The sequence below is a fragment of the Sphaerisporangium sp. NBC_01403 genome (assembly GCF_045040145.1).
Taxonomy (GTDB): Bacteria; Actinomycetota; Actinomycetes; order Streptosporangiales; family Streptosporangiaceae; genus Sphaerisporangium; species Sphaerisporangium viridialbum.
In genome coordinates, this window is sequence record NZ_CP109534.1 from 7,744,235 (window position 1) to 7,764,266 (window position 20,032).

The window sequence follows — 20,032 nt, forward strand, 5'->3', positions numbered from 1 at the left end:
CGCGGTCTCGGCCGGGCGGGTACTTCTCGCCGTCCCGTCCGAGCCGCCGCTTCTCGCGGTCTCGGCCGGACGGGCGCTTCTCGTAGCCTCGGTCGGACGGGCGCTTCTCCCGGTTTCTGGAGGTTGCGCACGCGCGCTTCTCACGGCCTCAGCCGGGTGAGCTGGGCCGCATGGAGCTTCTCCATCGACGCGGCGAAGGCCTTGGTCTCCCGGTCGGCGCCCGACCCCTGCTCTCCTCGGGCCACCACCACGGACTGGCTGAGGTACTCACGCGCGTCCTGCCTGAAGAGCCGGTCGAACGAGGCGCCGCTCGCCTTGTTCAGGACCGCGAAGTCGGCGGCGGTCACCATGCCCGGCATGTCGTGCCCGTCATGCTCTTTGGACTCCGGCACGCCCGCCCGCCGCAGCAGCTCGCGCAGCCGATGGAGCGTCGTACGGCGGTCGCCACCGGCCTCCGCGGCGAAGCGCCTGACGTCCGGATCGGCGGACCTCGCCGGGGCCAGTTCGAGCAGGCGCACCGCCTGCTCGGTCATCGGGATCATCAGCTGCAACCACGCGACGTCGGTGACGTTGAACGAGCCCGCCGTGTCCGCCGTCGCGCCCGAAGCCGTGTCCGCCGTCGCGCGGACCTCCTGCGCGGGCAGGTGGTCCGCGGCCGGATGGGCGGTCGGGCCTGCGGCGACACAGCGCGTCACCAGTAGCCCTGTGAGTACCGCGAGCACGGGTAAGCCGATGGCGGCCGTCTTCATCGCATCCCCCTCTTGCTCGGGTGGTCTCGGGTGGGAGCGAACTCCCGCGCTCTCAGGAAGTGCCGCCTGTGTCAGGGGGTGCCGTCGGCGCCGCACTTGACGATCGGGCGGATGCAGTCACGCACACGCCGCTCCATCTCCGCCTCGGGCCAGGCGTTGAAGAAGTCGCCGTGCATCGTGTAGCCCGGTCCCGACGCCAGCCGGAACGCGGCCGGGTTGCCGCTGACGGGGTAGCGCAGCACCATGCGGAGCTTGGGCACGATCACCGGGTGCGACGCCGGGCAGGCGTTCCCCACCGGGTACGACATGTGGCTCTTGTGGTCGGCGGAGTCCAGGTTCTTGCCGTCCCAGCAGTGCGGGAAGTCCAGGTAGCTTTCCAGCATCTTGCCCGCCGGGCAGTTGACGAAGTTCTTGGACGAGCCGACCTCCCCGGCGTGCAGGCACGACCAGCGCGCACTGCTGGTGCCGTCCGCGCCGGTGGCCTTGGCGTTGCCGGCCACGATCCTCAGCCCCTGCGGGAGCGCGCGGGTCTTCGCCATCGCGCTGTCGCTGACGCCCTCGCCCAGGTAGTAGAACGTGGTGCCGGTGGGCTCGACCGCTTTGTCCCCGTTGTAGAGGGTGGGCACCCAGTACGACGACAGGTCGGCCTTCGGGCTGCAGGTGCTGTTGCCCTTCAGCAGGGTCGTCAGCGTGGAGCCGGCGTCAGTGGAGGTGTTGCCGAAGAAACTGTGCATGTGCGAAGCGCCCGCGAGGCCGGGAAGCACGATCGGGTCGTCGGCAAGGCGATGGGTGAACGGGCACTCGGCAACGAACTCGGCCACCCGCACGGCGCCGGGCGGCACCGGGCCCCTGCTCGGGTCGCCGCTCGGGACCGGCTTGGTCGGCGAGGCGCTCGGGGCGGGCTTGGTGGGCGTGGCGCTGGGGACGGGCTTGGTAGGGCTGCCGCTCGGGGCCGGCTTGGTCGGCGAGGCGCTCGGCTCGGGCTTGGTCGAGCCGGTCCCGAAGACCTGGAACTCCCACAGCGAGACGCCGTACTGGCTGGACCGCTTGGTGGCGTAGAGCCGTACGTACCGGCCGCTGCCCGACACGTTCAGGGTCTGCACGCCGTCGACGCCGGCCGTCGTGGACCGGATCGTCTTCCACTGCCCGCCCCCGTCGGAGACCTGAATGGTGAAGGCGGTGGCGTAGGCGTGCTCCCAGTTCAGCACGATCTTGTTGATCGTGCTGGTCGCGCCCAGGTCGACCTGGAGCCACTGGGGGTCGCTGAACTTGCTCGACCAGCGGGTGCCGGGCTTGCCGTCGACCGCGGCCGACGGCGACAGGTCGCCCCTCTCGCTCGAAGACGCGGTGGCGGTGCGCCCCTGCGAGAGCGGAGCCTCGGCCGCGCCGGCCGGGACCGTGACGTTCATCAGGCAGGCGCTCAGGACGGCGGCCAGGGCGCTCAGGAGCGTGGCCCGGCGGCCTGCTCGGCGACCTGGCGAAGTACCGCGCGGAATGGTCTTACCCATGCTGATCAGGTCCTTCGTACAGGGAGTCGGAATGGGGAGCCGTCACGTCCGGCGGCCGGACGCGTTCGCTCCTGCACAGGAGACCGGGGGGCGGCCAGGCGACAACAGAAACCTTGACAAGAACCCCGAATTTTCGTTGTCCGAGGGTGGCTCGCCGGGTCTCCTCTCAGGAGGGACTCCTCGTAGGTGGAGAGGATCGTCCCTTGTCGAGAGAATTGCCCGACCCGACGCAGGGACGACTGACAGGGAGCGGAGCGCGATGCCCGGAACCGGTAGGGGCGGACCTGACACGGCGATGGTGTCGGCCGCCCGCGACGGAGACCAGCAGGCACTGGACGCTCTGGTGGCCGATTCGCTCCCGCTCGTCTACAACATCGTCGGCAGGGCCCTGAACGGGCACAACGACGTCGACGACGTGGTCCAGGAGACCCTGCTGCGGGTGGTCCGCGCCCTTCCCGACCTGCGGGACCCGAAGGCGTACCGCTCCTGGCTGGTGGCGATCGCCGTCCGCCAGGTACGCGACCACGAGCAGGACCGGCGGACCACGCAGAACCGCAGGGCCGACCTGGACACCGCGACCGAGGTGCCCGACCCGGAGTCGGACTTCGCCGCCGTGACCGTCCTGCGGCTCGGGCTCACCGACCAGCGCCGCGAGGTCGCCGAGGCCACCCGGTGGCTCGACAACGACGACCGGTCGCTTCTTGCCCTGTGGTGGCTGGAGGAGACCGGCGAGCTCGGCCGCGCGGACCTCGCCGGCGCGCTCGGCCTGTCCGGCCGCCACGCCGCCGTACGCGTGCAGCGCATGAAGGAACAGGTCCAGACGGCTCGTACGGTCGTGCGAGCGCTACGTGCGGACTCCGGCTGCCCCGAGCTGCGCACCCTCACCTCGAACTGGGACGGTGCGCCGAGCCCGCTGTGGCGCAAGCGCTTCGCCCGGCACGTGCGCGGCTGCCCGATCTGCGGGCGGCGCGCCGCCGGGCTGCTGCCCATCGACCGGCTGCTCAGCGGGCTGCCGCTGCTGCCCGTGCCAGCCGGCTTCCTGCTGGAACGCATCCAGGTCATACCGCCCGCCACCGACGCGATCAGGCATGTCGCCTCGCAGCTCTTCGCGGGGCGCGGCGCGCACCGGGCATCCCACGCCGCCGGCTCGCGGGGGCCGCTGTCCGCCATACCGCACGGTCCGGCCGCGGCGGCCGGCGTGGCCGCGGTCGTCGTCGCCGCCGTGGTGGCCGGGCATCTCGCCACCACGCCCGCCCCGGTGGCCGAGCCCGTCGTGGAGCCTCGGACGACCTCGAAGGTGCTGCCGTCGCGCTCGCCGTCCGCGACCCCCTCCCCCTCCCCGTCCCCGAGCCGGCGCGAGGCCCCCCGCGAGCCGGCTCCCGTGGGGGTGCCGGCCAAGAAGGGGGTGGGCGTGTGGAAGATGCCCGGCGTCAGCGCGGCGCTCGCCAAGTCGGGCGCGAGCTGGTACTACACCTGGAACACGAACCACGACGGCGTCAGCACGTCCAGTTCGGTGGAGTTCGTCCCCATGGTGTGGGGAGCCGCCAGCGTCACGCCCGCGAAGCTCGCCGAGGCCAAGCGGGCCGGCCCGTACCTGCTCGGATTCAACGAGCCCGACCTGCCCGCCCAGGCCAACATGAGCGTGGAGAAGGCGCTGTCCCTGTGGCCCAAGCTCATGGCCACCGGGCGCGTGCTGGGCAGTCCGTCCGTGGCGTTCGGCGGGGACAAACCCGGTGGGTGGCTCGACCGCTTCATGTCGGGAGCGGCCGCCCGCGGGTACCGCGTGGACTTCGTCGCGGTGCACTGGTACGGCTCCGACTTCCGTACGGATAACGCGGTCGCCCAGCTCAAGTCCTACCTGCGGGCCATCTACAAGCGCTACCACAAGCCGATCTGGCTCACCGAGTACGCGCTGATCGACTTCTCGAACGGCACCCGCTACCCCGGCGACGCGCGGCAGGCCGCCTTCCTCACCGCCTCGACCAAGATGCTGTCCTCCCTGCCGTACGTGCGACGCTGGGGGTGGTTCGGCCTGCCGTCCTCGCCCACCGAACCGAACAGCGGGCTCTTCCGGCACGACGGGGCCGCGACGCTGACGGGCCGCGCCTTCCAGTCGGCCCGCTGACCTCTCTGCTCCTCGCTTCAGTCCGGCCTCGTTTCCACTTCGGCTACGTCCGGACGCGGCTCGGCGGGATCAGGAGTAGTCCGGATAGGCGGCCCGCATCTCCGCGCTGATCGCCGGCGGCGGCAGCGGTACGACCTCCCGCTCGTGGTAGCCGGTCAGCTCCTCAGCCTGGTCGTAGAGATCGACGAGCGCGTCCAGGCACGGACCGACCACCTCGGGATCGGTCACCCTGCGCGCCCCGGTATGCCCGCCCACCTCGTCGTAGAGCACCTCGTAGCAGAACGAGCGCGAGAAGATCACGAGTTCCGGCAGCGGGGCGGCCTGCTCGTGCACGCGTACGGCGTCCGCGGGAAGCACTTTGACCCCTTCACCCGCCGCCACGCGCCCGGCCAGGCCGTTGATCTCCCATTGCAGATAGGGCGTGATCGGGGTCTCGACGATGCGCAGCCTGCGGAACTCGGAACGATTGGCGTAGAGCTCTTGCAGCGGCGGGCGCCACTTCTCCAGCAGGGCCATCGAGCGATCCCAGTCGCCGTCCATCATGGCCCGCCAGCTCTCGACGTCGGGCTCGTAGAACTCCTGCGCTCGTTCGAGTTTCCAGACGGTGTCGCGGGAGGCTTCGTAGACCCGGTCGAACTCCTCCTGGTATTCGGCGACGGGCAGAACCTCGCCCTGGGCGGCCCGAAGGCGGTGAAACGGGTCCAAGAGTCCTCCAATTCAGCTCGCGGAGCTGTCTTCATATCCAGGGTCGTCGAGGTAGCGGAACGCCTCGTGGGCGGATTTCACGCTGTCCTTCAACGCCTGTTCCAAGCGGTCGGCGTCCTCGGCGAGTATCGCGATCTCGGGCACGGCCAGCCTGTCTGAACCGGCTTCCGCCAGCAGTTCCTCGTAACGGGGCAGCCGTTCGCGCAATGCCTCGATCTGGTTGCGGGCGTGATACGCGCGCTCGGCCTGCGCGATATGACGGGAGTATCGCTCCAGCGCCTCGACCCGGGCCGTGACCGCGGCCTCGCTCGCCGCGAGCACCCGCTCCAGCGGGCTCACCACCGCCGACACCTCGTGCGAGACGTCCGTACCGACGATCTCGGCGTGTTCGGAACGCAGAGCGGAAAGCTTGGCCAGCAGGCGTGCTATCTCCCACTCATGGGCGGGGAGGATCACCGCGTTGCCGAGGTCGTCCATCAGGCCCTCCTGATTCACCCGCGACCGCAGGACCGAATCGACCGCCGTCCTGGAACGGGCGAGAAGCTCCCTGCTCGCCGCGTCGAAATCCTCGGGAAGGAGAAAACGGCCCTGGTACCGGCGGGCGTGCCCGTACACGATCCGCTCCGGTATTTCGTCCTCCTCCTGTGCGTTCGACCCGCCGCCCATGAGCAGATAGGCCACCAGCACGCCCCCCATGAGAAGCACGAACACGGCCGTGCCGATCAGGCGGCTGAACAGCATGAGCACGGTGGCGAATGAGGCCAGGCCCGCGCTGACGACGCGAATGCGACGCGGAATTCGCGGACCGCCGAAGTCCGCCTGGTGCTCGGGGGTCCATCCGGCGCGGATACGGGAAAGAAGCCGCTCGTTGCCGCGCAACATGTTGGCCACATCCCACGGCACATCCGGATCCACAATCGTGCCGATCCGTCGTTCTCCGGGCGGGCCACCACGGGTTACGACCACGCGAGTCCCCCTCCTCGGCCTGCCGTGATCATACGCCTTACTGTTCCGCCGAATCAGGTGGCGACCCGACGTCATGAAAAGGCACTGGAAAGGATCACCCCGTGCCGATCGGATTCACGCCGCTGAGCAAGAAAATATCCGGCTCCATGGCCCGGCCTCCACCCGGCGCCACCACGAGAACTCCGAACCTTTGCCAGTTGCGTCATCTCCGGTACGACACCGCTCGCCGGCCCGGCACCGTTTGACGGCACGGCACCGTTTGACGGCACGGTTTCCGCCGGACGGCATGGTCTGCTTGACGGCCCGCCCAAAGGATGGTGAAATCCCACGTCAGCGTCGCGGTGTACCCGGCATACAGACCGCCGAGGGCATGGAGGCGCCGAATCATGGGACAACCATGGAACACTCTGGCCGCCTCGCGGCATTCGGTAATCAGTTGATCGAAGTCCACCTCTGGCTCCGCGAAGAGCTGGCCCGGCTCCGTGAGAACGTCGACTCCTACCTCGACGGCCACGGCGAGCGGCCACGCGAGCTACGGGCGCACTGCCTGGCATTCTGCTCGGCGCTCACCCGGCACCACACCGGCGAGGACGACGGCGGGTTCCCCGTCCTGGCGGAGCGATTCCCGGCGCTGCGCCCTGTTCTCGAAGAACTCAAACGGGACCACCGCACGGTGACCGACACCCTGCTGAGGCTGGAGGAACTGCTCGGCGCCCCAGACCAGGCAGGCACGTCCGAGGCATAGGTTCAGCCGGTACGGCCCGGGTCGACTCTGCCACGGGGGTATGGCATAGAACGGGATCATGAGCAGCCACACACCGGCCGACCGCCTCAGCCTGGCCATCGAGCAGGGCCGGGTGCCCGATCTCCACGCCGTCGTCGCCGTCCGGGACGGCGAGGTGGTCCTGGAGCACTATGGCGAAGGCGAGGACTTCATCCTGAACGAGCCCCTCGGCCACGTGCGCTTCACACCCGGCACGCTTCACGACATCCGCTCGGTCACCAAGAGCGTCGTCGGCCTCCTGTACGGCATCGCCCTGGCCGACGGCCAGGTCCCGGAGCCGCACGAGTCATTGCTGGCGCACTTCCCCGAGTATCCGGACCTCGCGGAGGACCCCCGACGGGCCGTGCTGACGGTCGAGCACGCGCTCACGATGACGCTCGGCCTGGAGTGGAACGAGAACGTCCCCTACACGAGCCCCGCCAACAGCGAGATCGCGATGGAACTCGCTCCCGACCGCTTCCGCTACATCCTGCGACAGCCGATCGTGGACGAGCCCGGTGTCCGATGGTCCTACTGCGGAGGCGCCTCTGCGCTGGTGGCGCGGCTCATAGAGAAGGGCACCGGGCTGGCGCTGGAGGACTACGGCCGTGCCAAGCTGTTCGAGCCCCTGGGGATCGCGGACTTCGCCTGGTCGACCGGCGAGGACGGGACGGCTCTGGCCGCCTCGGGGCTGCGGCTGACCCCTCGCGGCCTCCTCGCGATCGGGCGGCTGGTGCTCGACGGGGGTCGCGGCATCGTTCCCGCGTCCTGGCTGGCGACGGCGCTGCGCCCTCACGTGCGGCTCGGCGACGGCTCCTCGTACGGCTACCACTGGTACATGGGCGACACGTGGGTGGGCGGGTTCGGCAACGGCGGCCAGCGGCTCTACGTGGCGCCCGGGCTGGACCTCGCGGTCGCCATCACCGCGGGACAGTACGACTTGCCCGACCAGCCGACCGCCTCGGTGGTACTCGACGAGGTGATCCTGGCGGGGATCGAGACCTGAACCACGCCCACGGCAGCCTTTGCCATCAAGGTATTCATGCCAATCAGAGGTCCGAATGCCGCCGGATCCGCAGTGGGTGAAGCGACCACGATGAGCGTCATGAACAACAACCTTGACGGCAAAGTAGCGCTGGTGACAGGCGGCAGCCGCGGTATCGGCGCGGCCGTGGCATTGCGCCTGGCCGAGGACGGCGCCGACGTGGCGTTCACCTACCAGCAGAACACCGAACGGGCCGACGCGGTGGTCGACCAGATCAAATCCATCGGACGCCGTGCACTGGCCGTACAGGCGGACAGCGCGGACATCGCGGCCGTGACCGCGGCGGTGGACCGGGCCGCCACCGAGTTCGGCCGGCTCGACATCCTCGTCAACAACGCGGGGGTCTACCTGACCGGCCCGCTGGGAGAACTCGGGTTGGAGGAATTCGAGTCCACCGTCGCGGTCAACGTACGAGCTCCGTTCGTCGCGTCGAAGGCCGCCGTCGACCACATGGCCGGCGGCGGCCGGATCGTCAACATCGGCAGCAACACCGCCGAGCGGGTGGTGTTCCCGGGCTTCGCCCTTTACTCGATGAGCAAGACCGCCCTCATCGGGCTGACCAAGGGCCTGGCCCGCGAACTCGGCCCGCGTGGGATCACTGTCAACATGGTGAACCCCGGCCCGACCGACACCGACCTGAACCCGGCCGACGGCCCCCACGCCGGCATGATCAGAGACTTCACCGCCCTCGGCCGCTACGGCACCCCCGCCGAAATCGCCGCCGCCGTCGCCTACCTCACCGGCAACGACGGCCAGTACGTAACAGGCGCGATGCTCAATGTCGACGGAGGATTCAACATCTGACCCGCTACACCGGCCGTAGGCGGTGAGGCCGACTCTTTCACAGGACCACCAGTGCGTACGTACGGCTGAAGTGCGAGAACGTCACCCAGAGAGCGATGCCCCGGAGCCCCCGGGGCATCGCACCCTTAGGCTCGAACCCATGTTTGCGGGACTCGAATTCCTCAGTGCTCGCTTCGGGATCGACTTCGCCGAGAACGACTAACCGGCTCCAGTCGCCTAAGCGGCAGTGGAATCGTCAACCGGCGAACAATTCCCACTTGAGCACCACTTCGGCTAGCCGGAAATCGGCGCGCCGGCCTTCGGCCTCGCAAGGGCGATGCTTACTCACCGACAGACCGCCTGGAGCGCGGATCAATGACGAGTGCCATCACCAGTCGTACCACTGTGATGACAATCGCAGGACCGATCATGAAGATCCATGGGCCAAGTGCGCTAGGCCCAAAGACGCTGATCAGAAGCGTCAGCAAGATCGATAACCCGATGAACACAGTGAGGTAGACGATCTTACGCAAGGCGCGGGATGAATGAATCAGAAGCGCCCCGATGGCCAGGAGCAGCGGGGGACCATACATCGCGACCACTCCGCCCAGAAACACGTTTCGGCCCCCTCACGTGTGGCGCTGACCCCTCAGAGTGATGTTCTCATGATGCGGGGATCACCAGGCAGTTTCGGAACAACCGGGACTGAGGCACGACAGGCGCCACTCCCCCATTTCGGCCTCAAGGACGGATCCTTCGAAGGAGAACTCGCAAAGGCCAAGCCGGCAGGCATCCCGTTCAATCCTTATGCCTGATCCGGCGTCAGTCGGCCGGCGGCTTCAGGACCTTGCGTCGTTCCAGCTCGTGCTGTTGAGGAAGTAGGTGTCGTAGAGCTCCTGGACCTCCAGCAGGCTTTCCGGCGGCACCTTCCCGTAGGCGATGCGCTCCAGATGGCGGAAATACTCGAATCGTTCGACGCCCGGGGTGATGACGATGAGGATGTCGGCGTCTTCTCCCGGGGCGGCGGCGAAGGCGTGCGCGAGACCGGGCGGAACGATGACCAGGTCGCCACGTTCCGCGGTCACGACCTGCTCGCCGGACAGCAGTTGCGCGGTGCCGTCGAGCATGTAGAACAGCTCGGCGGAGCCGTCGTGCCGGTGCGGTCTGGCACCGTCCGCACCGTCGACCAGGCTGACCCGCTGGGTCGACAGGGCGCCGCCGGTCGAGCTGCTGTCGGCCAGCAGCCGGATGGTGGTCGGGGCCCGGCCGATCACTTCCGCCTCCGCGGAACGGACGATCACGGACTCGTCGAAGTTCGGCACGATCAGCGACATCGGTGTGACTCCTTGCTTGTGGGGATCGATTCGCGTTCAGACGGCGAACAGCAGGGCGGCGCTGAGTAGGACGATCACGGCGGTGGCGAAGTGGACGCCGAAGGCGATCGCCTTGGTGCCGCCGTGGCGCAGCACGATGACGGTGTCTCCGAGGGGTAGCAGGGCGACGATCAGCATGAACCAGGCTTCGGCGCGGGCGCCTGCGAAGGCGAGCAGGGCGAGGCCGAGCACGCCGTAACTGAAGTCGCGCAGGCCCTTGATGGTGAGGTAGGCCGGGTCTCCGTCTTTCTTGGCGGGGACGCCGTAGCCGGCGGCCGCGGCGCGGGGCGCCAGGAGGAACCGGGCGCCGATGATGATGACGAAGACGTTGAGCAGGATCGCCAGTCCGTACGCGATGGGGGTGAGCACGACCTTCTCCTTGCTAGCAGTGCTAGGTACAAGAGCAACACTAGCCAATCATCGACAGAAACGCTAGCGGCGCTAGGATGACTGTCATGTCCATTCAGGCGCGCCGGGAGCGCGAGCGAGCAGAGCGGGAACGGCTGATCGTCACGGCCGCGCGAGAACTGGCCGAATCCGAAGGCTGGGAAGCGGTGACCACGCGGCGGCTCGCCGAGGAGATCGAGTACAGCCAGCCGGTGCTCTACAGCCACTTCAAGGGCAAGGACGCCATCATGGCCGCGGTCGCGGTCGAGGGCTTCGCCGACCTCGCCGCCGAACTCCGCGCGGCCCGTATGGCGGTGACCGACCCTCACCAGGCCCTCGCCGACGTCGGCGCCGCGTACGCCGTATTCGCCGAGCAGCGGCCCGCGCTGTACGACGCGATGTTCACGCACGCTGTCGACCTGCCGTTCGCCACCGCCGAGGCGCCGCCGGCCCTGCAGGAAGCCTTCGGCGAGCTACGCGAGGCCCTACGGCCTTTGGCGCGAGACGACGACCTGGAGACGCTCACCGAGACCTTCTGGAGCGGGTTGCACGGGCTCCTCACGCTCATGCGCAACGGCAGGCTCCGGCGCAAGGACCACGAGCGGCGGCTGGCACTGCTCCTCAGCCGCTTCTCACACTGACCCGCTGATCACATTCCCTGTTCGGCAGAGCCCGCCGGCGGATGGTTGGCATGCCGATCAGGTGCCGATCGGCGGGCATCAGCCGGCGGCATCCTGCTGCTAATGCAGGCCCAAATCGGCAGGCCGGCACGGCCCCCGTCGTAGCCGACCACACCATGTGATCACCCGGGATACCATCGGCTCGCCTCTGACGCTTGGCCCCAAAGGACGCAGATGCCCCGTCTGATCGAACGTCTTCTGGACACGGTCACCGTCAACTTTGGTGAGTTCATGCTTGTGGACCTTGATGGCGCCAACGGACAACCGGAAGGAGCCCAGGATCTGCCCGAGCTCGCTGGACGGGCGAACGTGACCAACTGGTTCGTCACGACCGCGAATCTCGCCTTCCTCATTAGCCAGGGGTCCAACTGGCACGTCGTCGATGTGACACTCGAACTCTGGGACGGGCAACCGCCCGCCGATGACAGCAAGTGGACCAGGAACGAGACAGCAGAGCTCTACTCCAGCTCAGGCAAACTGCGCCTGGTCGAAACCTGTGGCGGCCCCTCCGAGCAGGTCATGAACCTGCATGATCAAGATCGCAACTGGCTCATGCGCGCAAGCGTTCGCCCCGGACCTGGTGCACGCAAGGCCGAAGAGCGGCCTCCCGAAGGATTGGAAACGTACCGGCTACAGTTCTGGCCCACACAGCCATGACCTGCTGTTTACAAGCCGGCGGAAGATCGTCCATGGACATCAGCCAGCTTGGAGCCGAAGTCCCTCTGCCTGTCCGGCGATCGCCTTACCTTGGCGGTATTCCTGAGGAGCGCAGAGACGGGGAGTGTTGCGGGTGGAGACCACTTACGCGGACATCGCTTGGCTGGTCGAGGAAGACGAGTTGGGCGATCTGTGGTGTCTGGCCTTCGTAAGGGGGCTCGATGAGGCTGAGGCACTTCGGCGCATGGGCGCCAAGGAGGAGAGCATCCGGCCGCTGACCTACGAGGCGCTGATGGATGAGGGGCTGTTCGAGGACATGGTCCTTGCCGGGCGTCTGGATGACTGGACCGTGCTCATCGAGGTGTACGGCTGGCAGGCAACAGAACCTGATGTTCTGCGGGCGCTGTCGGCCGGGACAGAGGTCGTGTCCGTCTTACGACACGACTACTACGCCAACGACTTCATGTATGCCGTTGATGGAGGGTTGGTGACGTATTTCAACTACATGCACCCTGCACGACGGTACGGCAGTGATCCGGATCGTCTGGTGGCCGCGATGATGGAGGCGGGCTTCGGTCCCGAACACCGGGGAGACGACGAGCAGGACGACAACGCCCATCGCCCGACGATAGATGGAGCTCTACTGCTCGCGGCTCGGCTGACCGGCGTCGTCCTGACACAGGACGTCTTGAGCGGACCCCTGATGGGCGGTGTTGTTGATTCACGTGCCTGATGCGGCATTGGCGGCTGGGCGTTCGTGAAGCCGAAGGGCAAGGCAAAGCGGACGGTGCGGCTCGGACGAGCATGGTTCCAGACAGTTCAATGTAGGTCAGCGGGCATACGCGGTCGAACCTGAACGGCTGTGGGCCACCTTGAACTGCAACCCTTGGGGGCGTACGAAAGCTGCTTCTACTTTTCCAGGGCCCTCTTCGGCGACTGAGAGGTCAGTGCGACGGCAGTACGGACAATTCGCAGGCGTAGGCGTCGGCGGGTGCGCTCAGCACCCAGACGATCATTGCAGCGAGCGTCTGCGGTCGGATGCACAGTTCAGGATCGTACGGGCGACCAAAGGCGTTCCTGACCTCGCCCAGCAGGTCGGTCGCAGTCGGGCCGGGATAGATCGTGGTAACGCGTACTCCGTGGGCTGCTTCTTCGTCGCGCAGTGAATCGGCCAGCTCGTGTAGCGCTGCCTTGCTGGCGACGAAGGCCGACCAGCGCGCGACCCCGGTCATTCCAGGCGCGGCGTTGACGAAGATTACGTGACCGTGGGAGCGCCGTAACGCGGGTAACGTCAGCCGGGCCAGTTCGGCGGCGGAGGCCACGTTTACCGCGAGCGTCCGTCGCCACGTTTCGGGGTCGGCGTCGGCGACGGCTGCAACGGGCGAGATACCGGCGCAATGCACCAGCGCCTGCACATCCCCCAACTCCCTCGCATCCTCCAGCGCTCCCATCGCGGCGGCCAGCGTTCCGGGCTCGGCTAGATCCACCTCGATCCCCGGCACGTTCAGCCGCCCGACATCGCGCCCCACGGCAGTCACCCGATGCCCGGCCTCTACCAGCGCGCCGACCAGCGCCACCCCAATCCCGCCGGTGGCTCCGGTGACTAGCACGTGCCCCATGACGGCTCCCCATCCTCGGCGCTGCAGCGTGATCATCGTACGCCTCGACGCCTGACCACAGCCCTGGGTGATTTCTGGCATGTGGGCGCATGGGACGGTGTGAGCCTGGGGTGATGTAGCGGTTGACGTACCCCAAGGCATCAGCAGCAGGCACGACAGTTACCAGGTTTCCCGGTGGGCCGTGGCTGAGGGACGAAGTCATGGACCTCCGATCGCCCCCGACCCCGTGTGATGGCCGGCCACAGCGAAAACACCTCACGGTGGGGAAAGCCGTCCCAGTCGAGAGCGGCCAGCCAATCAACCGCGTCAGCCCCCAAGCCATGCTCATCGGCGAACTCCTCGACCCACCTCCGGAACGCCTCGTCGAGGTTCACAAGAGTGAGCGCCAGCCGTTGCACGGTGCGATCCTACGAGGCCACCCCCATGCTCGCGGGAGCGCCCGGCATCCGCCCGGACATCCTCTGAAGGGTGCGGAAGCCCATCGGCTGAGACACGGTGGCGGCATCCCGGCCCCGCGATGTCTCCTCTATGGCACCTTCCGTGGCGTGTAATTCCGGACGGCTGCGATCGAGTCCGGAAATGGCTGTCATTTTGGCTGAGGTGGCCAGCGACGTGAACAAGGAGATATGCGGAAGGAAAATGCCGTCGATCGCCGTTTGTGACTCCGAGGAACGGAAAGCAAGCCCCCATAAGAATGGTCCGCCGGGCGTTCTCGAACGGGACTCACTAGATTCGGAGAAATGTCGGAATTTCGGGACAGTGGTACGTTCAAGGGGGAGAAAATGCCCAAGTGTCCTAATGTTGTCAGGTTCCTCGCGATCAGCGCCGCACTAGCCGGCGGGGCCATACCCTTGGCCACTCCTGCCATCGCCGTATCCGCCGGGGGCACCGTCGTGACCGGCCTCGGTGTCGATCGCGCGGCTCCCCAGAAATCGGACCCGCTGGGTGCCGAGCCGGCACCGCAGGATGATCAGACCGCTGCAGCGATGCGGGAGTACCTGCAGGATCTGGCCGCGAAGAAGGAGTTCACCGGCTCGGCGCTGGTGGTACGAGGTGGAGAGGTGCTGGTGCGGTTCGCCGCCGGCGAGGCCGACGAGGAGCAGCACATCCCCGTCCGGCCGGACACGGTCTTCCGGATCGCCTCGGTAACCAAGCAGTTCACCTCGATGCTCGTGCTGAAGCTGCGCGACCGTGGGCTGCTTGGCCTGAACGACCCGGTCTGCCCGTATCTCGTCCCGTCATACATCAAGGCCTGCCCGAAGGCGTGGCGGCCCATCACGATCCGCGAGATCCTCACGCACACCTCCGGCATCCCCGACATCCAGGAATTTCCCGACTTCTTTCTCAAGCTCTCGCAACCGACCACGACCCGGGAGATCATCCAGCGGTTCGTGCACAAGCCCCTGGACTTCAAGCCCGGCACCTGCTGGAAGTACAGCAACTCCGGCTACATCCTGGCCGGGGCGATCATCCAGAGGGTGACGCACAAGCCGTACGGCACCGTACTGCACAACGAGATCACCGGCCCGCTGAACCTCCAGCACACCGGCTACAGCAGGGGAAATCCGCCCGACGGGTACGCAAAGGGCTACTTCACGCTCGGATCACCGGCCCCGCCCATCAACGGCTCCCAGGCGTTCTCCGCGACCGGCATCTACTCCAATGCCGACGACATCGTCCGCTGGGACCGGTCGTTCGGCGCGCACCTGGTCGCGCCACCCGCCACCGTCAAGAAGGCGTTCACGCCACAGGCAACGTGCCCCTCCAATGGCTGCCTCAACTTGCCATCGACCGCGTACGCCTTCGGCTGGCTCGTCGACCGGCTCGACGGGCACCGACTCCGCTACCACCCAGGTCTTCTCCAGGGCTACGCGGCGAGCAACATGTACCTGCCCGATGACGACATCGCGGTAGTCGTGCTCAGCAACGTGCAGGACACCGATACGAACGGCATCGCCCGCCACCTCGCCACGATGGCCCTCAAGTCTTCTGAGTGCATCTGTTGAGTGCGGGGCGGAACCTTACCTCGTGGTCCCACGACCTCGCCGTGGAAGTCGACGGACATGGCGTGGGAGTGACGGACATGGCGTCGTCAACCACGCCAGAACGGCCGACCTTCGACTGTCCAGTCGCGATTGTCGACCCGCATGGTTCAGTCGGTGCATGCCGTACTCCGGAAGGCCCTGGAGTGCGCCGTTCGGGAAGAGATCATCGCGCGGAACGCCCCCAAGCTCGTCAAGGTCCCCGTACCCAAGTACAAGGTGAACCGCGGCTTGACCGTGTCCCAGGCCCGCGCGGTGCTCAAGGCCGCTCGGTCACACCGTCTCTACGCCCTGTGCGTCCTGGCGGTCTGCCTCGGCCTGCGGCGCGGTGAGCTGCTCGGGCTTCGCTGGGAAGACGTCGACCTCGATGGTGAGAAGTTGGAGGTCGTCCAGACTCTTCAGCGTGTCGCCAGCCGTCTTCAATTCGTCCGACCGAAGACAGCAGACTCAGCGCGTACCGTCCCGCTGCCCTCGATCTGTGTGGAGGCGCTCAGAGAGCACCGTAAGCGGCAGTTCGCCGAACGATCTGACCGTTGGCAGGAATGGGATCTCCAGCTGCCGCTTACGTCCCCGTCTCCCCAACTCCACACCCCTTCACATACCAGGAGTGTTGCGACAAATACTTGAACCCACCCGCCGCTACGGGGTCAGGATTCAGCCGTCGTCGAGACCCGGAGCGATGATCACTACAGGGCGTTTTGGCTGGTCATATGATGCGGTCAGGGGCGGGGTCGAACCGCCGACCTTCCGCTTTTCAGGAGTAGGCACCATGATCGCTCGCCTCGGCGTTACGGCCTGACCTCGACTCTAGGTGATCGCTGGCGTGTGGCTGCGTGGGCTGGCGTGAGCCCGGGTTGATGTAGCGGTTGATGTACCGGAGAGCATCGGGAGCGGCTTTACAGGGCGTCGCGGTTACGGCCTCGGAAAGCTCGCCGACCTGCGGCTGAGCCGTGCCCCGGGTCTCTTGTGTGGGAGGGGGTTCCGGACATATTCCGGATATTGAAGAGGCGAGCCTTCTGCACTTCCACCTGGCCAGCTTGTCCGTGATGGCTCGCGCGCGGGAAGCAGACCGCTGCCGTAGAGGCGCAGGGCACTGGGTCGAAGCGTGACACCCTGCGGCTAGCCTGCGTTCGTGAAGGTCTACCTCCTGTGGCACATACACCACTTCAATGCAGACGAGGATGGTAACGTCCAGCACTTCGAGGAAGACGGTAGTCCGATCGCGCATCTAGACGAGGAGGACGACTTCAAGATCTTGGGCGTCTACTCTCGCGAAGACCTGGCACAAGCGCGAATCGAGCGAGCGCGGACTCTCCCGGGTTTCAAGAATGAGCCCGACTGTTTCGTCGTGGACGAGTACGACTTGGATGATGATTTGTGGACGTCTGGCTATGCGACGGTCCCCACCGAGCATTCTCAGCTCTGAGGAGAGAACAGCCATCGCCAGGCGTTCGTGAGACGGTACGGCCTGTGCGGCATCACCAGATGGGCATGTGCCCGTCCCGCTTATCAGGACTGTCCACGCCGTGATCAGAGGATCGCACCGCGCTCCTGACCGGTGCTGGACGGATGTAGAGGTGAGCGGTGGCTTGCCTCTGTTGCAGTACTCGTTGCAGTACCCCAAGCCACCAGCAGCATGAGCAGAATCAGTCGCGAGATCGCCCGCGTCGTCCCTTCAGGACCACTTTCAGGCCATCCACAACAGCGAATACGAAGCAGATGGTGATCCCAAGCGTGAACAGGAGAGCCAAGGTTATGCCCACCGCCTGCCAACCGCTGGCCCTCATGGGCTCATCCAAGAGATCCACTAGCACCAGGCCCAGAAAACACCCCACGAGTGTCAGCAACTCAACTTTGAGCGCTCGCAGCGTCCGACTCCTCGACGACAAGCCGCACCCCTCCCCTGCCTGATCTTCCCGTCGCCATCGTCCCACCCGCTCGGCTTGTCCTGGGCGATGGCGGCGGGACGATCAGGCGTCCGCAACCATCTACGGCCCTCGGGCTTTGCAGGTGGATCATCCTGGAGCCGGAGGCCCCCGCCGGAGGCGCTTACTGGCTGGACGTGCTGCGGCGGTAAGGCTCCAGGAGAGGGCCGGTGTTGAGATCGTCGATGGTCGGGAAGCGTTCCAGTTCATCGAACGTCACGACGGGATCGAGGCTGGCGTAGGGCAGGCTCGTCTTTGATCCGTTCGGCAGCCGGACTAATGCGCGGCCGTTGCGGTCCTCGATGAAGACCACCAGTACTGAGGCGACGTCGCCGAATTCCATGTGGTGAGGGTAGACGAGTTGGTCGGCGGCCCGAGCTGCCGGCGGCCGGGACCGGCCCCCAGGCCGCATGCCCGGCCGCCGAGCGGGCGCAGGGCCGCGAGGCGGCGCGAAGCGCCGCCCTTGATACCTAAAGAACAATTCGGAAAGATCCGCGATGTCCTGTCTGTCCTGTCCCGGGACATGCTTGACACTCGCGTCCCACCAGATACTTGACGTGATCACAGTGGGCAGAGCCTTCGTCGCCGCTTCGCTAAGCGACCGACGGCTTCCAGCGCTTCAACAGAGCTGGCACACCGGTCGGGGCAGGCCAGACCTGCACCCGCAGCCGCTCCATTGTCTGCTGGGCGTCGTCGGAGTCGACCCCTAAGCGCTCTGCCTCGGCCAGGTTGCTACTCGCCACCCGGACACGGACCGGCCCCACAGGCACCCTAAATCTTGCAGCGTCCGGCTCGTAGTCAGTGCAGCCCATGATCACGATTCGGCCTGACGGAACCTGCATACTTCCCTCGACTACATGGTCGAAGTCGGCGAGGTCGTCCGCAGGCGGCGCGTCCAACAGCTCGACTCTGACAGCGACCGTCACGTTGACCGACGTGCCGACCGCTATCGCGTCATCGGCTGCGGCCAGTCGGTCGGCATACGCCTCGCTAGTCCATGCCTCACCAAGGTCGCTCGTCGAACCGTCGTCGAGCAGGTGGATCTGGTGGTAGTCCGCGAAGAGCTCCAAGTCCAAAGAATCCACGCCGTCCTCCTCAACATCGCCGACCCGAAGTGTCGCGCATCAAGGTCAACTGTCAAGCATCTGGTGAGACTAGGACCGCGTTACGGGTTTGCGGACTGTGCCTCGTGTGCGAGTGCGACGATTTCCGCGAGGAGACCGGGTGCGGCGGAGACGGTCGCTTTTGAGTTGGTGGTGTGCGGGGTCCCGTCGATGTCGGTGACGAGGGCGCCTGCTTCTCTGGCGATGAGGACTCCGGCGGCTGTGTCCCACGGCTTCGTCCGAGTGCTGCAAGGAGACCTTGTCCGCCCGGATGGTGCAGCTCATTCACGCTGTCTTACGGAACGCCCTTCAGAACGCTGTCCGGGAAGAGATCATCCCCCGCAATGTCGCTCAGCTCGTCACCGTGCAGGGTCCACAGTACGAAGCTGGCAAGGGCCTCAGCAGGACTCAGGTGAGGGACCTGCTCGTGACGGTTCGGAAAGATCGGCTTCACGCGGTTTACGCCTTCTGGCGCTGCTCGGGTTTCGCAAGGGTGAGATCCTCGCTCTCCCCTGGTCCGCGGTCGACCTGAACGCGGGCACGCTGCGGGTAGAGCAGACCTTACAGCGGGTCGCCGGCGAACTTCGGATCAACATCCCCAAGACCAGGCGCTCGAAGCGAGTCGTACCTCTGCCCGACTTCTGCATCACTGCGCTGGAGGAGCGACGGAAGATCCAGGCGGAGGAGCGGGCAGAGGCGGGCTCGGAGTGGGAAGACACGGGACTGATCTTTACTACCTCGTCGGGCAGGCCGATCGATCCGCGCAACCTCTTGCGGCACTTCTACGCGGTCCGGAAGCGTGCCGGGCTGGAGACGTACCGATTTCACGACATCCGGCACACGGCCGTCTCGCTCCTCCTCGATCTGGGCGTGCCTCCGCACGTGGTCCGCGAGATCGTCGGACACAGCGCCATAGAGGTCACAATGGACGTGTACGCGCACGCGTCATTGGAAGAGAAGACAAAGCGCTCAAGCGGCTCGGGAAAGAGATCGCTTAGCGGGTTGATGTGCCCGTTGATGTAAAAACCCCGAACCAAATTGATGGTTCGGGGTTTTCGCTGGTCAGAATGTGGTCAGGGGCGGGGTCGAACCGCCGACCTTCCGCTTTTCAGGCGGACCAATCACCCTGGTCAGGTAGCGGAGACCGTGGTCAGAGAGCGGTGGACGGTGGCCGAAGTGAGTCCGTGTGTGGGGACGTTGCTGTCAGCGCTGCTGTCACCTTAACCATGGCCGCCGGTGGCAAGCTCCGACGAAGGAGGGGCTTGGCATCGATCGCCCCAGCAGTCAACGGCGGCTACCGAAGTCAGCGATCGTCACGGCTCTGCCATAGGACTCGACAAAGACACCCGCGTTAGGAGAGCGGTTGCGATCAGGGCCGCTTAGGTCTGTTGATCTGCGGCTATGGCTGAGACCGTGCTTGAACCGTGCTTGATCATTTCGCAAATGCTTCGCGAACAGGAAGTTGGGTGACCTCGGTCTCGCCTACTGAGAGGGCACTGACTCTGTCGCGGGACGCTCATCTGTCGCGTAAGACGTCCCATTAGCCGTCCTTGACGAAGTTGCGTCCAGCAGAGTGGTGGTAGCTGACAGTTGCGAGGCGTT

At 66.4% G+C, this 20,032-nt stretch carries 20 protein-coding genes, 2 tRNA genes and 1 pseudogene; 11 read left to right on the plus strand and 12 right to left on the minus strand.

Features of this window, described 5'->3' with window-relative positions; all coding sequences use genetic code 11:
• Positions 1-140 precede the first annotated feature (140 nt).
• Both OG589_RS34655 and OG589_RS34660 read right to left on the minus strand, forming a co-directional pair.
• Positions 141-749, minus strand: a complete 609-nt coding sequence (locus tag OG589_RS34655) for a DUF305 domain-containing protein (protein WP_405142428.1) — start codon at positions 747-749, stop codon at positions 141-143.
• Positions 750-820: 71 nt separating this feature from the next.
• The gene (locus OG589_RS34660; protein ID WP_405142429.1) at positions 821-2,257 is read right to left on the minus strand and encodes a DUF1996 domain-containing protein; all 1,437 of its coding nucleotides are present in this window, start codon (positions 2,255-2,257) and stop codon (positions 821-823) included.
• Between the two features lie 259 nt (positions 2,258-2,516).
• On the opposite strand from OG589_RS34660, the gene OG589_RS34665 reads away from it, so the two are divergent.
• Entirely contained in the window at positions 2,517-4,382 is a 1,866-nt protein-coding gene (locus OG589_RS34665) for a sigma-70 family RNA polymerase sigma factor (protein ID WP_405142430.1), read from the plus strand.
• A 69-nt stretch (positions 4,383-4,451) separates the two neighbouring features.
• Here the strand turns inward: OG589_RS34665 and OG589_RS34670 are convergent, their stop codons facing one another.
• Both OG589_RS34670 and OG589_RS34675 read right to left on the minus strand, forming a co-directional pair.
• Positions 4,452-5,087 carry a DUF6879 family protein gene (locus OG589_RS34670; RefSeq protein WP_405142432.1) on the minus strand — a complete coding sequence of 212 codons (636 nt, stop codon included), beginning with the start codon at positions 5,085-5,087 and terminating at the stop codon, positions 4,452-4,454.
• Between the two features lie 12 nt (positions 5,088-5,099).
• Positions 5,100-6,128: a hypothetical protein gene (locus tag OG589_RS34675; RefSeq protein WP_405142434.1), complete on the minus strand. Its 1,029-nt coding sequence runs from the start codon at positions 6,126-6,128 to the stop codon at positions 5,100-5,102.
• Between the two features lie 361 nt (positions 6,129-6,489).
• On the opposite strand from OG589_RS34675, the gene OG589_RS34680 reads away from it, so the two are divergent.
• The 3 genes from OG589_RS34680 (at position 6,490) to OG589_RS34690 (ending at position 8,665) form a co-directional block, all read left to right on the plus strand.
• Positions 6,490-6,798 carry a hemerythrin domain-containing protein gene (locus OG589_RS34680; protein WP_405142435.1) on the plus strand — a complete coding sequence of 103 codons (309 nt, stop codon included), beginning with the start codon at positions 6,490-6,492 and terminating at the stop codon, positions 6,796-6,798.
• A 58-nt stretch (positions 6,799-6,856) separates the two neighbouring features.
• Positions 6,857-7,822: a serine hydrolase domain-containing protein gene (locus OG589_RS34685; protein ID WP_405142437.1), complete on the plus strand. Its 966-nt coding sequence runs from the start codon at positions 6,857-6,859 to the stop codon at positions 7,820-7,822.
• 99 nt (positions 7,823-7,921) lie between these two features.
• On the plus strand, positions 7,922-8,665 hold the full coding sequence (locus OG589_RS34690) for an SDR family NAD(P)-dependent oxidoreductase (RefSeq protein WP_405142438.1): 744 nt from the start codon (positions 7,922-7,924) through the stop codon (positions 8,663-8,665).
• 818 nt (positions 8,666-9,483) lie between these two features.
• On the opposite strand, the gene OG589_RS34695 is transcribed toward OG589_RS34690, so the two are convergent.
• A complete protein-coding gene (locus tag OG589_RS34695; protein WP_405142440.1) occupies positions 9,484-9,978 on the minus strand; it encodes a cupin domain-containing protein in 495 nt (164 codons plus the stop codon).
• Between the two features lie 36 nt (positions 9,979-10,014).
• Positions 10,015-10,386: a DUF4267 domain-containing protein gene (locus tag OG589_RS34700; RefSeq protein WP_405142441.1), complete on the minus strand. Its 372-nt coding sequence runs from the start codon at positions 10,384-10,386 to the stop codon at positions 10,015-10,017.
• 86 nt (positions 10,387-10,472) lie between these two features.
• Here OG589_RS34700 and OG589_RS34705 point away from each other — a divergent pair, with 86 nt between their 5' ends.
• From OG589_RS34705 to OG589_RS34715, 3 genes are all read left to right on the plus strand, one after another.
• Positions 10,473-11,045: a TetR/AcrR family transcriptional regulator gene (locus OG589_RS34705; protein ID WP_405142443.1), complete on the plus strand. Its 573-nt coding sequence runs from the start codon at positions 10,473-10,475 to the stop codon at positions 11,043-11,045.
• Between the two features lie 213 nt (positions 11,046-11,258).
• Complete coding sequence (locus tag OG589_RS34710; RefSeq protein ID WP_405142444.1) at positions 11,259-11,741, plus strand: hypothetical protein; 483 nt, start codon at positions 11,259-11,261, stop codon at positions 11,739-11,741.
• A 133-nt stretch (positions 11,742-11,874) separates the two neighbouring features.
• Positions 11,875-12,474, plus strand: coding sequence for a DUF6461 domain-containing protein (locus OG589_RS34715; RefSeq protein ID WP_405142445.1), 600 nt, complete (start codon positions 11,875-11,877; stop codon positions 12,472-12,474).
• A gap of 211 nt (positions 12,475-12,685) precedes the next feature.
• On the opposite strand, the gene OG589_RS34720 is transcribed toward OG589_RS34715, so the two are convergent.
• The gene (locus OG589_RS34720; protein WP_405142446.1) at positions 12,686-13,396 is read right to left on the minus strand and encodes an SDR family NAD(P)-dependent oxidoreductase; all 711 of its coding nucleotides are present in this window, start codon (positions 13,394-13,396) and stop codon (positions 12,686-12,688) included.
• A 950-nt stretch (positions 13,397-14,346) separates the two neighbouring features.
• Here OG589_RS34720 and OG589_RS34725 point away from each other — a divergent pair.
• The gene (locus OG589_RS34725; protein WP_405142447.1) at positions 14,347-15,366 is read left to right on the plus strand and encodes a serine hydrolase domain-containing protein; all 1,020 of its coding nucleotides are present in this window, start codon (positions 14,347-14,349) and stop codon (positions 15,364-15,366) included.
• A 141-nt stretch (positions 15,367-15,507) separates the two neighbouring features.
• Positions 15,508-16,029 carry a site-specific integrase gene (locus OG589_RS34730; protein ID WP_405142448.1) on the plus strand — a complete coding sequence of 174 codons (522 nt, stop codon included), beginning with the start codon at positions 15,508-15,510 and terminating at the stop codon, positions 16,027-16,029.
• Between the two features lie 89 nt (positions 16,030-16,118).
• Here OG589_RS34730 and OG589_RS34735 read toward each other — a convergent pair.
• A tRNA-Phe gene (locus tag OG589_RS34735) sits at positions 16,119-16,203 on the minus strand.
• A gap of 331 nt (positions 16,204-16,534) precedes the next feature.
• On the opposite strand from OG589_RS34735, the gene OG589_RS34740 reads away from it, so the two are divergent.
• Positions 16,535-16,828: a hypothetical protein gene (locus OG589_RS34740; protein ID WP_405142449.1), complete on the plus strand. Its 294-nt coding sequence runs from the start codon at positions 16,535-16,537 to the stop codon at positions 16,826-16,828.
• A gap of 623 nt (positions 16,829-17,451) precedes the next feature.
• Here OG589_RS34740 and OG589_RS34745 read toward each other — a convergent pair.
• From OG589_RS34745 to OG589_RS34755, 3 genes and pseudogenes are all read right to left on the minus strand, one after another.
• Positions 17,452-17,670 carry a hypothetical protein gene (locus tag OG589_RS34745; RefSeq protein WP_405142450.1) on the minus strand — a complete coding sequence of 73 codons (219 nt, stop codon included), beginning with the start codon at positions 17,668-17,670 and terminating at the stop codon, positions 17,452-17,454.
• A gap of 250 nt (positions 17,671-17,920) precedes the next feature.
• Positions 17,921-18,412 carry a hypothetical protein gene (locus OG589_RS34750; RefSeq protein WP_405142451.1) on the minus strand — a complete coding sequence of 164 codons (492 nt, stop codon included), beginning with the start codon at positions 18,410-18,412 and terminating at the stop codon, positions 17,921-17,923.
• Between the two features lie 80 nt (positions 18,413-18,492).
• Positions 18,493-18,660: pseudogene (locus tag OG589_RS34755) on the minus strand (inositol monophosphatase family protein); the annotation flags it as partial.
• Here OG589_RS34755 and OG589_RS34760 point away from each other — a divergent pair.
• The gene (locus OG589_RS34760) at positions 18,635-19,453 is read left to right on the plus strand and encodes a site-specific integrase (RefSeq protein ID WP_405142452.1); all 819 of its coding nucleotides are present in this window, start codon (positions 18,635-18,637) and stop codon (positions 19,451-19,453) included. The pseudogene OG589_RS34755 and the gene OG589_RS34760 overlap by 26 nt on opposite strands.
• Positions 19,454-19,500: 47 nt before the next feature.
• On the opposite strand, the gene OG589_RS34765 is transcribed toward OG589_RS34760, so the two are convergent.
• Positions 19,501-19,557, minus strand: a tRNA-OTHER gene (locus OG589_RS34765).
• Between the last annotated feature and the right edge of the window lie 475 nt (positions 19,558-20,032).

Bases quoted from the DNA above. Each gene is read 5' to 3' on its own strand.
- OG589_RS34760 (WP_405142452.1), top strand. From the start codon at position 18,635: ATGAGGACTCCGGCGGCTGTGTCCCACGGCTTCGTCCGAGTGCTGCAA.
- OG589_RS34710 (WP_405142444.1), top strand. From the start codon at position 11,259: ATGCCCCGTCTGATCGAACGTCTTCTGGACACGGTCACCGTCAACTTT.
- OG589_RS34675 (WP_405142434.1), bottom strand. From the start codon at position 6,128: ATGACGTCGGGTCGCCACCTGATTCGGCGGAACAGTAAGGCGTATGAT.
- OG589_RS34685 (WP_405142437.1), top strand. From the start codon at position 6,857: ATGAGCAGCCACACACCGGCCGACCGCCTCAGCCTGGCCATCGAGCAG.
- OG589_RS34695 (WP_405142440.1), bottom strand. From the start codon at position 9,978: ATGTCGCTGATCGTGCCGAACTTCGACGAGTCCGTGATCGTCCGTTCC.
- OG589_RS34660 (WP_405142429.1), bottom strand. From the start codon at position 2,257: ATGGGTAAGACCATTCCGCGCGGTACTTCGCCAGGTCGCCGAGCAGGC.
- OG589_RS34655 (WP_405142428.1), bottom strand. From the start codon at position 749: ATGAAGACGGCCGCCATCGGCTTACCCGTGCTCGCGGTACTCACAGGG.
- OG589_RS34725 (WP_405142447.1), top strand. From the start codon at position 14,347: ATGCGGGAGTACCTGCAGGATCTGGCCGCGAAGAAGGAGTTCACCGGC.
- OG589_RS34690 (WP_405142438.1), top strand. From the start codon at position 7,922: ATGAACAACAACCTTGACGGCAAAGTAGCGCTGGTGACAGGCGGCAGC.
- OG589_RS34720 (WP_405142446.1), bottom strand. From the start codon at position 13,396: ATGATCACGCTGCAGCGCCGAGGATGGGGAGCCGTCATGGGGCACGTG.
- OG589_RS34665 (WP_405142430.1), top strand. From the start codon at position 2,517: ATGCCCGGAACCGGTAGGGGCGGACCTGACACGGCGATGGTGTCGGCC.
- OG589_RS34730 (WP_405142448.1), top strand. From the start codon at position 15,508: ATGGTTCAGTCGGTGCATGCCGTACTCCGGAAGGCCCTGGAGTGCGCC.
- OG589_RS34705 (WP_405142443.1), top strand. From the start codon at position 10,473: ATGTCCATTCAGGCGCGCCGGGAGCGCGAGCGAGCAGAGCGGGAACGG.
- OG589_RS34745 (WP_405142450.1), bottom strand. From the start codon at position 17,670: ATGGAATTCGGCGACGTCGCCTCAGTACTGGTGGTCTTCATCGAGGAC.